Origin of the sequence: Nocardioides luti (genome assembly GCF_014212315.1) — a bacterium.
Lineage (GTDB): Bacteria > Actinomycetota > Actinomycetes > Propionibacteriales > Nocardioidaceae > Nocardioides > Nocardioides luti.
Window position 1 is genome coordinate 2,718,287 of the sequence record NZ_JACKXE010000001.1, and the last position, 12,424, is coordinate 2,730,710.

Consider the following 12,424-nt stretch of genomic DNA (forward strand, 5'->3'; position numbering starts at 1 on the left):
GTTGACACGAAAAGGGTGGTGCGTCAATGGCGTTCTGGACGACAGCCCTCGGGCTCAGAGGGCGCCCTTCTTGGCGATGAAGGTCGGGTGGGCCTGGTCGAACCAGGTGCGGCTGATGTGCGTGCGCGAGATCCGCTCGTCGAAGGCCCAGGCGGTCGCCCAGACGTTCTGGTCCGGGGCTCCCCAGTCCAGGCCGCGCTCGGCGCGGAGGGCTCCCTCCTTCGGCGGCTTGAAGCCCGCGTCGAACTGCCGCACGACCTCGCCCTTCTTCGCGACCGTGACGGAGGTGTCCAGCTCGACGTCGGTGAAGAACTCGGCCGCGCGGCCGTGGCGCGACAGCCGGGCCAGCGCGGCGTCGTCGAGGACGCCGTACGGTGCGTAGACCACCACGGCGTGCCCGCGGCGCTGGACCTGGACGACCCGGGGCCACGAGTAGTCCGCCGTGACGTGGTCGAAGAGGTAGGTCTCGGCCTCCGTGGGGGTCATGGCGGCGAGCTTCCGCTTGACGCCGCCCAGGTGCCTCACCACAGCGGCGCGACCCATGCCCCGGACCACGACGATCGTGTAGGTGTCGGACGGGGTGATGTCGTCGAGCCACGCGTACTTGCCCGGCATCGCATGACGCGAGCCGTGCCAGTCGTCCGTCCGCGCCGAGGCGGCCGTGGTGAGGGGCGGCCCGACCAGGCCGGCGGTGCCGAGGACGGTCGCGAGGAGGAGTCTGACGGCCGTGCGCACGGGCCGATGCTGGCACAGGCCCGGCGGCGGCATCGGGGAATCCGGGCGGTTGCCCCGGAGCCTCTCAGTCGACGATCGCCGGCCGCTCGGCGTGCACGACCGACGGCTCGATCCGCAGCAGCCGGGCGACCCGGTCGGGCAGCTTCCAGTTCCAGGAGCCGAACAGCGACACCAGCGACGGCACCAGCAGCGAGCGGATGATGGTGGCGTCGAGGAGGATGCCGATGCCCAGTCCGGTGGCGAGCACCTTGATGTCGGTGCCGGGCCCGGAGGCCAGGGCGGCGAAGGCCAGGAAGAGGATCAGGGCGGCGCTGGTGACCAGACGGCCGGTGCGGCCGATGCCGCGGACGACGGCCTGGTCGGTCGAGGCACCGGCGTCGTACTCCTCGCGCACCCGGCTCAGGATGAAGACCTCGTAGTCCATCGACAGGCCGTAGAGGAACGCGAAGACCATGATCGGGATCCAGAACGTCACCGCGCCGGTCTCCGCGATGCCGAAGACGGCGTTGGAGCCGTAGCCCTCCTGCCAGAAGAGCACCATCGCGCCGAAGACCGCGGTCAGTGAGACCAGGTTGAGCAGCACCGCCTTGAGGGGCAGCAGCAGCGAACGGAACGCGCGGACGAGCAGGACGTAGGTCAGCAGGCAGATCAGCCCCAGCATCAGCGGCAGGTTGCCGTACACCGCGTGCAGGAAGTCGACCTGGTCCGCGCCGAGCCCGGCCACCCCGATCACCCCGTCGGTGGAGTCGGCGACGTCCTGCACCCGGCGTACGACGTCCACGCTCTGGGAGTTGACGGTCTCGCCGTCCGGGATGAGCACGACGACGGTCCGGCCGTCGACGTCCGCGCCGTCGCCCGTGGGGACGACGGCGGTGACGATGCCGTCGACCTCGCCGAGCGTGCTCGCGACGGCGTCCGCCTTGTCGGTCTCGGCGAGCACCTCGATGGGGGTGAGCACGCCGGTGGATACGCCGCCGTCCTCGAGCGTGCGCAGGGCGTCGTAGGCGGCCCCGTTCGACGCCAGCGACTCGGAGTCGGCCGCCCCGATCTTGATGCCGGTGAAGGCGGCCGTCAGCAGGCCGAGCATGAGGACGGCAGCCCCGGCCGCGATCCAGCGGCGGCGGACGACGAGGCCCGCCCAGCGGGTCCATGCCGGGCTCGACTGGTTCTCGTGACGGATCTTCGGCCAGTCGACGCGCGGGCCGATGCCACCCAGGATCGCCGGCGTCAGGGTGAGCGTGACGAGCACGCTGGCGAGCGGGATGAGCGCGCCGCCGTACCCGATGCTCCGGAGGAAGGGCACCGGCAGCACCACCAGCGCGAGCAGCCCGATCGCCACCGTGATGCCGCTGAACAGCACCGCGTGGCCGGCGGTCTCCATCGCCGTCACCACGGCCTCGTGGTTGTCCTTGCCGTGGTCGCGCTCCTCCCGCCATCGGGTCACGAGCAGCAGCGAGTAGTCGATCGCGACCCCCAGCCCGACCAGCGCGATGAGGAACTCGACGATGAACGAGACGTCGGTGAGGTAGGTGATCGGGAGCAGCAGCAGGAACGTCGTCAGGATCGAGACGGCAGCGACCAGCAGCGGCATGAAGGCCAGCAGGGACGCGAAGACGAACAGGAGCACGGCCAGTGCGCCCAGCCCGCCGAGCAGCGTCTCGGCGAGCACACCGGGGCCGCCGGTCTCGTCGCCGACGGCGAGCGCGTCCATGCCGGTCACACCGACGGTCGCCCCCTCGGGCACCTGCGCCGCGACCGCCTTGCGGACCACCTCGGTCGGCAGCACCGTCGCGAAGCTGTCGGGGAAGGGGTAGAAGACCAGGGCGTACGCCGTCGCGCCGTCCTCGGTGCGGAACGCCGCGTCGCCGGTGTTGGCCTCGTCGAGGACGCGGAGGGGTACGTCGGCCTGCGTCACCGACGCGAACGCGTCGCCGATCTGCTGCTCGCTGCCGGTCACCTTCTGGCCGTCGGGCATCGTGACCGTGACGACGAGCGGGACCGTGTTGCCCCCGTTGCCGTAGGCCTTGATGATCTGGGCCGCCGTCTCGGTGCCGGGCTGGCCGGGCAGGGAGAAGTCGACGGTGAGCCGGTTGTTCACGGTGCTGGTGACCGCCATGCCGGCGACCGTGATGAGCAACCAGCAGAGCATGACCATCTTGCGGTGCCGCAGCACCCACTCACCCAATGCGCGCATGGTCGACGGTAGCGGCCGCCGGGCGCCCGACGCCGGGAGTTTTGCCCCGTGGCGCGGGGTCCGGTCAGGTGGGTGCGCGGCGGGGGGTGGGTCAGGGCTTCCGGGCGCTGAGCCGCACCGGCCCCGCAGCGCCGCCGCCGCTGTGGTCGATGTCGACGAAGCCCGCCGCCCGGAACTCCGCACCGAGCTGGGCGGGCGAGCGCTCGGGGACGCCCCACGAGTCCAGGATGACCCGGAACACGGCGTACTCCTGGCGCTCCGGGCCGGTCGGGTCGGCCTCCATGGCCGGGACGTCACCCAGCACGGGAGCCCAGGCGGTGCCGCCGGGGCGGAGGTTGGTGAAGAGCGCGGCCAGGGCCGGTCCTCGACTCGCGGTGGGGAAGAAGAACTGGCTCCAGAAGCCGAAGTCGAAGGAGTCGGGCTCGAGGTGGGTCCCTGCGTCGGAGCGGACGACGGTCAGGCGGTCCGCCACGCCCAGCGCCTCGGCCCGGCGCTCGGCCTCGTCGGCGAGGTCGTCGGCCAGCTCCACCCCGACGGCCGTCAGGGCGGGGAAGGCCTGCAGGCAGGTGAGCAGCCGCCCGGCCACGCCGCAGCCGAGCTCCAGCAGCCGCCCGCCGGCGCGCAGGGCCGCGCGCTCCGGGTCGTGCTCCGCGGACGCGCGGAAGGACGCGACCAGCCCGGCCGCGAACGGGTTGGGCGAGATCGCGCGCGCGAACGTGAGCCGGTCCTCGCTGGGCATGGTCCAGTAGTCCGCCCCGGCGCTCACCGACCGGAGCAGTCCGGCTTCGATGTCGCCGCTGCGGAGCAGCAGCTCGAGGGTGGTGAAGGCATCGTCGCGCAGCAGGGCGTCCCAGGCGGGGGTCAGACCCAGTCGGCCCTCGGACTCGTCGACCACGCCGGTGCTGGCGAGCGCGTCGCCGACCGCGCGGACCGTGTGCTCGGGCAGGCCGGTCGCGCGTGCCAGGGCCGCCGGGTCGCCGCCGGTCCGGAGTGCCTCGAGGAGGCCGGAGGCGTGGGCGCCGTCGACCAGGGCCAGCACGTGGCGGCCCCTCGACAGGGGCATGAGCGCGGCGTCGGCGGCCGCGAACCAGGACATCGGCTCGTCCACGGCCCGATCATGGCAGCGGACCCGGCGCCCTGAGAAGGGGGCGCGGGGCGGTCGGTGTCCCCGTGTGCGCCGTCCGAGCGGCCCGCAGGAGGGCTGGTGCAAGATGGCTGCATGGGACACGTGCAGCGCTTCGACCACGTCGGCCTCACCGTCGCCGACCTCGACGCGGCGACGGCGTTCTTCGTCGGCCTGGGCCTGGAGGTCGAGGGCCGGGGCTTCGTGGAGGGCGAGTTCGTCGAGACCGTGTGTGCGATCCCCGGCGCACGGTGCCGACTGACGATGCTGCGGGCGCCCGGCGGGGGCTCCCGGCTGGAGCTGTCGAGCTTCGAGCACCCCGAGCACCTGCCGGGCTCGCCCACGGCGATGGCCAACGAGGTCGGCCTGCGCAACGTGTCCTTCGAGGTCGGCGACCTCGACACGGCGCTCGCATCGGTCGCGGCGGACGGCTACGGCCTCGTCGGTGGGGTCGGGGAGTACGAGCACAGCGTGCGGATGGCGTACGTCCGTGGCCCCGAGGGGATCGTCGTGTCGCTCTTCGAGCAGACCGGCTGACGCAGCGGGCCGCGAGGCACGGGACTACCGTGGGGGCCCGGCAACACGACCCCTGCGAGGACATCGACCATGGCGCGCTTGGCTCCGCAGACCGTCACGCTGCACGGGCACGACCTGTCGTACGTCGACAGCGGGACCGGCCCGGCCGTGCTCTTCATCCACGGCATCCTGGGCTCGCAGCGGCAGTGGGGGCACCTCGTCGACGCGATGCACGACGACCACCGCGTGGTGCTGCCCGACCTGTTCGGCCACGGCGAGTCGGCGAAGCCGCTGGGTGACTACTCGCTCAGCGCGCACGCCGCCGCGATGCGCGACCTCCTCGACCACCTCGGGATCGAGACCGTCACGCTGGTCGGCCACTCGCTCGGCGGCGGCATCGCCATGCAGTTCTTCTACCTCTTCCCGGAGCGGGTCGAGCGCCTCGTCCTGGTCTCCAGCGGTGGCCTGGCCCGCGAGGTCAACCTCGTGCTGCGCTCCGCGACCCTGCCCGGCGCCGCGCAGGTGCTCAGCGTGATCGCGTCCGCGGCGGTGCTCTCGCGGGCCGAGGCGCTGGGTCGCGGCGCGGCCAAGGTCGGCTGGCGACCCGGCGCCGACCTGGGCGCGATCTGGCACGGCTTCAGCTCGCTGGGCGACCGCGGCAGCCGCCGCGCCTTCCTCGCCACCACCCGTGCCGTCATCGACATCGGCGGGCAGAGCATCAGCGCCCACGACCACCTCGAGGGCGCGCTGCCCGTCCCGACCATGATCGTCTAGGGCTCGAAGGACCGGATGATCCCGGCCTCCCACGCGCGCAGCGTCGAGGAGTCGCTGCCCGACTGCCGGGTCGAGATGTTCGAGGGCGCCGGCCACTTCCCGCACCTCGAGGACCCGGAGCGGTTCGCGCGGGTGCTGCGGGAGTTCGTTGCGGACGGCCCGGAGGCGACCGGCGGTTAGCCGAGCGACGAGCTCGCCGCGCGCAGGTCGGCGAGGGCGGCGAGGGTGTAGGGCGCCAGGTGATCCGTCCCGTCGCGGTCGCCCTCCGACCATTCGGCGAACCCCCGCTTGAAGGCGAGCACGCCGAGCTCGGCCGCCAGGTGGGCCACCGGGTCGGTCGTGCCGCGGGCCAGCAGGGCCTCCGTCATCGCGGCCGCCAGGCCGACGTTCTTCAGGACCGCGCGCTCCTGCAGCTCGGTGCTGGCCGCCACCGCCGCGCTGATGCGGGGCCCGAGCTCGCGGTTGGTCGGTCCCATCTCGTCGGACGCGCGCGTGAGCCCGGCGGCGACCGCCTCGAGCGGGCTGGCGCCAGCCGGTGCGTCGGCGATGCCCTCCGCCAGCAGCCGGCTGAGCGTCTCCTGGCCTGCAGCGAGGAGCTCGCGCTTGTCGGGGAAGTGCCGGAAGAAGGTGCTCTTGGTGATGCCGGCTCGCTCGGCGATCTGGGCGACGGTCGTGTCGTCGTACCCCTGCTCGGTGAAGAGGTCGACCGCGGCGACCACGATCCGCTCGCGTGCCCCTGGTTCCCACCGTGCCATGGGCCCATCCTACGTGACGGGACCGTTGTCCCATCACCCTGCTACGGTGACGGGACAACAGTCCCATCACTGAGGAGCATCCCATGCAGGTCTTCATCACCGGCGGCACCGGCCTGATCGGCACCGCCGTCGTCGCCGAGCTGCTCGAGCACGGCCACGACGTCGTGGCGCTCGCCCGTTCCGACGCCTCCGCGACGGCGGTCGAGGCAGCCGGCGCCTCGGCGCTGCGCGGCTCCCTCGCCGACCTCGACGCCGTCCGCGGGGGAGCGGAAGGGGCCGACGGCGTCATCCACCTGGCCTTCGCGAACGACTTCACGACACCGGACGCGTTGGCGAACGCGGTCGCCGAGGAGACCGCGGCACTGGAGGCCATGGGCGAGGCGCTGGTCGGCAGCGACCGTCCTCTGGTCACGGTCTCGGGTACCCCGTGGGTGAGCGGCCGGCTCTCGACCGAGTCCGACCCGCTGCCCGTCGACGGGCCCGTCGGCGGTCGTGGGCGGACCGTGAACGCGATCCTCGAGCTGGCCTTGCGCGGGGTCCGGAGCTCGGCGGTCCGCCTGCCGCGGACCGTGCACCGTGAAGGCGAGGGCGGCTTCGCGGGGCTGCTCACCGGCATCGCCCGGCAGAGCGGGGTCTCGGGCTACCCCGGTGACGGAACCCAGCGCTGGCCCGCGGTCCACGCGCTCGACGCCGCCGTGCTCTTCCGCCTGGCCCTGGAGACGGCGCCGGCCGGGAGCGCCTGGCACGCGGTCGACGACGAGGGCGACGCGGTCCGCGACATCGCGGCTGTGATCGGACGGCGGCTCGGTCTGGAGGTGCGGTCGGTCCCGGAGACGACCTACGGCCCGCTCGGTCCGATCTTCGCCGCCGACCAGCCGTCGTCGAGCGCCCGCACGCGCGCCGAGCTGGGCTGGACGCCGACGCACCCGCGGCTGCTCGCCGACCTGGAGAACCTCCAGCCGTAGCTCACATCGCTCGCTCGGAGGACGAGTGACGACAGCCTGAGGCCGGTCGGGCGAGGCGCAGTGACTGCCCGATCGCGACGGCTCAGCCGAGCAGCTTCCGCACCTTCGCGGACGCGTAGAACGGCGCGAGCTCGGCGCGCACGATCTGCTCCAGGTCGCCGGATGCGCGCAGGGCGTCCACGACGCGAGGCGCCATCCGGACGAGGTCGGCGACGAGCTCGTCGCGGTCGAGGTCGAGCTCGTCGAGGAGCTCGGTCGGGGTGTAGCCGCCGAACCGCTCGAAGAACGCGTCCACGACCACGTCGCCGATCCGGGCGACCTGCTCGGAGGACAGGGCGCTGATCGCGACGTCGTGGACGGCGTCGACGACGGCGACCAGCTCGTCGTACGACGCCTGTTCGCCGAGCCCGCGCACCTCCTGCGTCGCGGCGAGGTCCCAGACCTGCAGCACGGCCTCGCGGGTCGTGGGGTCCTGGAGGGTCTCGATGACGATCTTGTTGAGGCGGCGGACCGCGAAGGTGCCGCTCTTGCCGACCGTGTCGTTGATCAGCCCCTCGAACTGCTTGTCGGCCGCGCCCATCACCCGCGAGGCGGCGCTGGTGCCGAACGACATCAGCGACCCGAGCCCGGGCACCTTGTCGGCGACGGCCTTGTTGGCCTGCAGCACCTCGCCGACGATCCGTCCCATGAACCGCGACGCGATCGTTCCGACCAGCGGGCTCGCGGTCAGCCGCTCGAGCGCGCGCTCCAGCACCGGCGCGAGCCCCAGGACCGCGTCGACGAGGGCCTCGACCTGGTCACGCTCGGCGAGGTCGCCGAGGGGGTACGGCGTCGCGGGGCCGTCGTGCACGACCTGGACGGCCATCTGCAGGATGCCGCTCACCGCGGCGCTGCCGGGGACGGTCGCCATCGCCCGCGTCACGATGGCCTTGATCGCCGCCCGGTCGACCAGGTCCTCGATCTGGTGCCGCCCGGAGGCGTCGAGCAGCGACCCGGCGAGCCGGGTCACGGTGGCGTCGAGCTTCTTGCCCTTCAGTCGGTCGAGGTGGTGCGCGACCTGGAGGTCGAGCAGCTGGTCGGCGAGCGGCGTGGGGGCAGCGGCGGTGGGCACGGGCCGACGCTACGGGACGGCCGGCCCCCCGGCGTACGACCTCTCGTCCAGCGGATCGCTGGCGCGCTCGGTGTCGGCGCCGTCGACGGCGTCGCGGTCCTCGTCGTGGGTGCCGTGCCAGTCGAGGCACAGCAGCGTGGCGTCGTCCTCCAGCGCGTGGCCGGCGGCGGCGAGCGCGCTGTCGGCGAGCGCCCGGACGACCTCGCGCGGGTGGAGGTCGCGGGTGGCGCGGATCGCGCCGGGCAGGTCGACCGACGCCACGTGCCGCTCGAGCATCCCGTCGGTCACGAGGACGAGTCGGTCGCCGGGCTGGAGGACGACCTCGGTGCTGTCGTACGCCGCGTCCGCGAACAGCCCCAGCGGCAGGTTCGCGCGCAGGTCGAGGGTGGTGAGCTCGTCGCCGCGCAGGAGGTACGGCGCCACATGGCCGGCGTTGACCAGCGCGAGGGACCCGGTGCGCAGGTCCAGCCGGCCGACGAGCCCGGTGACGAAGTCGCTGTTCTCGCTGACCGCGTGCTCGAGGAGGGCGGCGTTGGTCGACGCGACCTGCTCGAGCAGCGACTGCCCGCGCCGCCGCCCGCCGCGCAGGCCGCCCAGGCACAGGCTGGCGGTGAGCGCGGCGCCGACGCCGTGGCCCATCGCATCGGTCAGCGACAGGTGCAGCACGTTGCGCCCGAGGCTGTAGTCGAAGGTGTCGCCGCCGATGCTCGCCGCCGGCTCCAGCCAGCCGGCCAGCGTGAACGCCGCCGCCTCGCAGGTCCGCGACTGCGGCAGCAGCCGCTGCTGGATCTCGGCGGACAGGCTGAAGCTCCGGTTGCGCTGGCCCCACTCGAAGAGGTCGGTGTGCTGGCGGTTCGCGATCACCACGAACGCCAGCAGGTGCGCGACCTGGCCGATCTCGGCGACGACCTCGGGTGCGGGGCGCTCCCGGAGGTACAGCTCCAGCAGCCCGATCGCCTCCCCCCGCTCGGTCACGGGCGCGAGCACTCGCCACAGGCCCTCGGCCCCGGCCGGCGCGTCCGCCTCCGCGGCCAGCACCTGCACGGTCTGGGTGCGGACCGCCTGCTCCTCGGGGCCGCCGTCGAAGGGGAGGTATGTCGCCGACTCCTCGCCCCGACGGCGCTCGCCGGGCTCCAGCGGGCTGCGGGTGGTGGCCAGGCCGGGCGTCGCGCCGGCGACGAGCGGCACGTGCGCGAGGCGTACCAGCGCGCGCCCGGACATGTCGGTGATGAGGAAGGAGACCGACACGGCGTCGTACGCCGCCCCGAGCTCGCGGGCGACCGACGCGACGGCGTCGAGCGGTGAGGCCGCCTCCGCCGCGTCGAGGATGCGCCCCACGTCCATCAACCGGGTGGGCGCCATCCGCAGGACCCTACCGGGGCGGGGCCTCCGCGAGGCGCTCATCGCGCAGCGCGGCCAGGTGGGCCAGTCCGGGCCCGACGTTGGCCCGCATCCGCGCGACCGCCTCGTCGAGCTCGGGCGAGCCCGGGTGGTCGGGCGCGATCCGGGCGGGGTTGAGCGCGCACCGGTCGGCCCAGTCCTTGATGTCCGGCTCGGAGTTGAAGGCCGCGGAGTTCTGCAGGCCGACGACGTTCATCGTGGCCCAGTCGGTGAGGCTGTTGCCGAAGGACGAGGGCCTGGCCAGGCGGTTCTTCTCGGCGTCGCCGCCCTCCGACCCGGCCGGGCGGGTCGCCTCGACGTAGCCCGCCAGCGCGGCCCCGAAGCACGGGAAGCCCGCCCGAATCGGCTGCAGCGTGATCGCCTCCGGCTGCCAGATCGGCACCAGCGGGGGCTGCTTGAGGCCGTCGGCGGCGCAGTTCACGACCAGCGCGTCGTCGGCGACAGCGACGGAGCCGTCGGCGAACTCCAGGCGCCCGCGGTGCGCGGTGACGATGTGCCCCCGGCGTACGACGTTCTCGACGGTCCGCAGCCTCTGCAGCTCCCAGGTGCCGAGCGTCGGCGCCTTGGCCATGGTCGGCGTGACCGAGCGGTCGATCCGCAGCATGATCCCGGCGTCCTCGAGCCCGAGGAACACCTCGTCGAGCGACGGCGCGCTCGCGCAGACGCCGAGCATGTCGGCCACCATCGCGAGATAGATCGCCGGGTCCGGCTGGATGACCGCGCGGTTCAGCATCCACGGGTCGCGCGGCCGCACCCAGCAGATCGCGCCGGGGTCGACGTCGTGGCCGAGCAGCCAGACGATCGCGTCGGTCGCGGTCTTGCCGGAGCCGACCACGACGTACTCGCTCGGCGCGTCCTCGACCCGGGGCAGGTCGTTGACGGGGATGACGCGTACGCCGTCGGCGACCCCGAAGCGGGGCGGCGTCTCGGCCGGGATCTCGGGCGCGAGGTAGCGCGCGTCGACCACGCGGCACCGCTCCGGCACCTCGAACCGCTCGCCCGTCGCCAGGTCCCGGAAGGTGCGGTCGCCGCTGTATTCGCACCCGGCGAACAGCTCCACCCGCCCCGACCCGAGCATCCGGTCGGCGAGCACACCGTCGTAGTACGCCTGGATCGTCGGCTGGTCGGCCCGTTCGTGCAGCCCCGCCTCGGGCCCCTCGGTCTGGATCCGCCCGCCGCCGAGCAGGGTCGACGCGACGCCGTAGAACGTGGAGGACTGGTGAAGCCGGACGAACGGGTACGCCTCGCGCCAGTGCCCACCCACCCCCGCCCGCCGGTCGACCAGCGCGACGCGCACGCCGTCGGCGTGGTCGATCAGCGCGTCCGTGAACGCCATCCCCGACGCGCCAGCGCCGACCACGAGGTAGTCGACGTCGACCAGCCGCTGCGCAGGAGTCACACGAGCACCGTGCCACATCTCCGCCCCTGGGCGGGCACGAGTTGGGCGAACTCCCGGCGTACGTCACCGCGCCGACCTAGCCTGAGCGCGTGATCCTGGTGTCCGTACGCCGCCTCGTCCTCGCCGTCCTCGTCGCCGTGCTCGTGGGTGTGATCGGTGTGGGGGGCGCGGTGGGCTCGTGGACGACCGCGTCGGCGCTCTCGCCGGGCGGTGACCGGACCGAGCCGAAGGTGCTGCACCGGGTGGTCTGGGACCACTTGAAGCACGGCCGGAAGGGCATCCACCTGCGGTCGGCCCGGTTGGACGGAGGCGGACTGCGCCGCATCTACGACGTGGGGCACGGCTTCATCACCGAGCTGACCCTGGACCGCGCTGGGCGTCGGGTGGCCTTCGCGCCGTGCTGTGGCGCGCGTCGGGCGGCGATCGTCGTCGTGCCGGTCCTCGGAGGCGAGCCGCTCGAGCCGCTCGCCCGGCATCCCCGGATCTTCGCCGCTGGCGGGATCGGGTGGTCCCCGGACGGCAAGCGGATCGCCTTCGAGGGTTACGTGGCCCACGGCGGCGATTCGATGACGTCGTTGTACACGATCCGGCCGGACGGGACCGGTCTCCGCCTGGTCCTGCGGAACTCGGTCTCGGACCACTACACGATCAACAACGCGCTCGCCTGGACCCGCGACGGCATCCTCTACTCGGACGGCCACGACCTGCGTTCGGCTTGGGCTGGTTCCTCGCACGTCGTCCTGCGTCGGGTCGGTTCGGTGCGGATCTCGGGCGATGGACGGCGGCTCGTGACCGAGCGCTGGAGCCAGCACGGCCCGACCGTCTGGATGAGCCGGACCGACGGGAGCGATGCCCGTCGGATCCTCCGCGTCCAGGCGCCGGCGCCGAATGCGACCATCTACTCCGACGTCACGCCCGGCTATGACGCGAGCGCGTTGCTGGCGGCACGCTTTCGCATCGCGGACGAGAGTGGCGGCCCCGGCCGGGACGACGTCGTCACCTGGGCGACCGACGAGCCCGCGGAGTCCAACACCGTCGTGGACGTGGCGCGCGGCGCGTTCGCCGTGACCTGGAACTGATCAGTCGGTCGTGGAGGCCCGCTCGCGCTGCTCGCGCGCCTCGGTCAGCCGCTGCTGCGCGGCGGGAAGGAACTCCAGGCACGGCGCCTCGGCGTCCGGGTGCTTCTCGACGAGGTGGAAGATCCAGCGGTCCATCGCGGCCATGAAGCCGTTGTCCTCGCCGGGCCGGTAGGTGCCCCACTTGAGCGTGCCCTTGGCCAGGCACGTGGTGCAGCTGATCTTGTAGACGAACTGCTCGTCCTCGTCGAGGTCGATCCTCAGCTTCGCGAGCGGGCCGGCCTGGGCCGCGGCCTTGCGCTCGCGAGCGGCTCGGCTGGCCACCATGGCGCGCCCCTCTCGTCGTAGGTGACGAGCCTAGGGCCGCTCGGTGAT

13 protein-coding genes are annotated in these 12,424 nt (G+C 73.2%); 5 read left to right on the forward strand and 8 right to left on the reverse strand.

Annotation, left to right across the window (positions count from 1 at the left end; all coding sequences use genetic code 11):
- Nucleotides 1-54: 54 nt before the first annotated feature.
- From H5V45_RS12890 to H5V45_RS22680, 3 genes are all read right to left on the reverse strand, one after another.
- Nucleotides 55-735 carry a hypothetical protein gene (locus H5V45_RS12890; protein WP_185253299.1) on the reverse strand — a complete coding sequence of 227 codons (681 nt, stop codon included), beginning with the start codon at nucleotides 733-735 and terminating at the stop codon, nucleotides 55-57.
- A gap of 64 nt (nucleotides 736-799) precedes the next feature.
- Complete coding sequence (locus H5V45_RS12895) at nucleotides 800-2,929, reverse strand: MMPL family transporter (protein ID WP_185253300.1); 2,130 nt, start codon at nucleotides 2,927-2,929, stop codon at nucleotides 800-802.
- 91 nt (nucleotides 2,930-3,020) lie between these two features.
- Nucleotides 3,021-4,037, reverse strand: a complete 1,017-nt coding sequence (locus tag H5V45_RS22680; RefSeq protein ID WP_185253301.1) for a methyltransferase domain-containing protein — start codon at nucleotides 4,035-4,037, stop codon at nucleotides 3,021-3,023.
- Nucleotides 4,038-4,148: 111 nt separating this feature from the next.
- Here H5V45_RS22680 and H5V45_RS12905 point away from each other — a divergent pair, with 111 nt between their 5' ends.
- From H5V45_RS12905 to H5V45_RS21555, 3 genes are all read left to right on the forward strand, one after another.
- Nucleotides 4,149-4,589, forward strand: a complete 441-nt coding sequence (locus H5V45_RS12905; RefSeq protein ID WP_185253302.1) for a VOC family protein — start codon at nucleotides 4,149-4,151, stop codon at nucleotides 4,587-4,589.
- Nucleotides 4,590-4,658: 69 nt separating this feature from the next.
- Nucleotides 4,659-5,342, forward strand: coding sequence for an alpha/beta fold hydrolase (locus H5V45_RS12910; protein ID WP_221633999.1), 684 nt, complete (start codon nucleotides 4,659-4,661; stop codon nucleotides 5,340-5,342).
- 15 nt (nucleotides 5,343-5,357) lie between these two features.
- Nucleotides 5,358-5,522, forward strand: coding sequence for an alpha/beta fold hydrolase (locus H5V45_RS21555; protein WP_221634000.1), 165 nt, complete (start codon nucleotides 5,358-5,360; stop codon nucleotides 5,520-5,522).
- Here the strand turns inward: H5V45_RS21555 and H5V45_RS12915 are convergent.
- Nucleotides 5,519-6,097 carry a TetR/AcrR family transcriptional regulator gene (locus H5V45_RS12915; protein ID WP_185253303.1) on the reverse strand — a complete coding sequence of 193 codons (579 nt, stop codon included), beginning with the start codon at nucleotides 6,095-6,097 and terminating at the stop codon, nucleotides 5,519-5,521. The two genes, H5V45_RS21555 and H5V45_RS12915, sit on opposite strands and share 4 nt — an antisense overlap.
- Nucleotides 6,098-6,180: 83 nt before the next feature.
- On the opposite strand from H5V45_RS12915, the gene H5V45_RS12920 reads away from it, so the two are divergent.
- Nucleotides 6,181-7,062 carry an SDR family oxidoreductase gene (locus tag H5V45_RS12920; RefSeq protein ID WP_185253304.1) on the forward strand — a complete coding sequence of 294 codons (882 nt, stop codon included), beginning with the start codon at nucleotides 6,181-6,183 and terminating at the stop codon, nucleotides 7,060-7,062.
- A gap of 82 nt (nucleotides 7,063-7,144) precedes the next feature.
- Here H5V45_RS12920 and H5V45_RS12925 read toward each other — a convergent pair whose 3' ends face one another.
- From H5V45_RS12925 to H5V45_RS12935, 3 genes are read right to left on the reverse strand one after another with little or no spacing between them, the layout of a single operon-like run.
- Complete coding sequence (locus H5V45_RS12925) at nucleotides 7,145-8,173, reverse strand: hypothetical protein (protein WP_185253305.1); 1,029 nt, start codon at nucleotides 8,171-8,173, stop codon at nucleotides 7,145-7,147.
- 9 nt (nucleotides 8,174-8,182) lie between these two features.
- Nucleotides 8,183-9,535, reverse strand: coding sequence for a PP2C family protein-serine/threonine phosphatase (locus H5V45_RS12930; protein ID WP_185253306.1), 1,353 nt, complete (start codon nucleotides 9,533-9,535; stop codon nucleotides 8,183-8,185).
- A 10-nt stretch (nucleotides 9,536-9,545) separates the two neighbouring features.
- Nucleotides 9,546-10,973 (reverse strand): NAD(P)-binding protein, encoded by a 1,428-nt coding sequence (locus H5V45_RS12935; protein WP_343061547.1) that lies wholly within the window; start codon nucleotides 10,971-10,973, stop codon nucleotides 9,546-9,548.
- Between the two features lie 89 nt (nucleotides 10,974-11,062).
- On the opposite strand from H5V45_RS12935, the gene H5V45_RS12940 reads away from it, so the two are divergent.
- Nucleotides 11,063-12,052, forward strand: coding sequence for a TolB family protein (locus tag H5V45_RS12940; RefSeq protein WP_185253308.1), 990 nt, complete (start codon nucleotides 11,063-11,065; stop codon nucleotides 12,050-12,052).
- Here the strand turns inward: H5V45_RS12940 and H5V45_RS12945 are convergent, their stop codons facing one another.
- Nucleotides 12,053-12,376 carry a hypothetical protein gene (locus H5V45_RS12945; RefSeq protein ID WP_246415900.1) on the reverse strand — a complete coding sequence of 108 codons (324 nt, stop codon included), beginning with the start codon at nucleotides 12,374-12,376 and terminating at the stop codon, nucleotides 12,053-12,055.
- Nucleotides 12,377-12,424 lie beyond the last annotated feature (48 nt).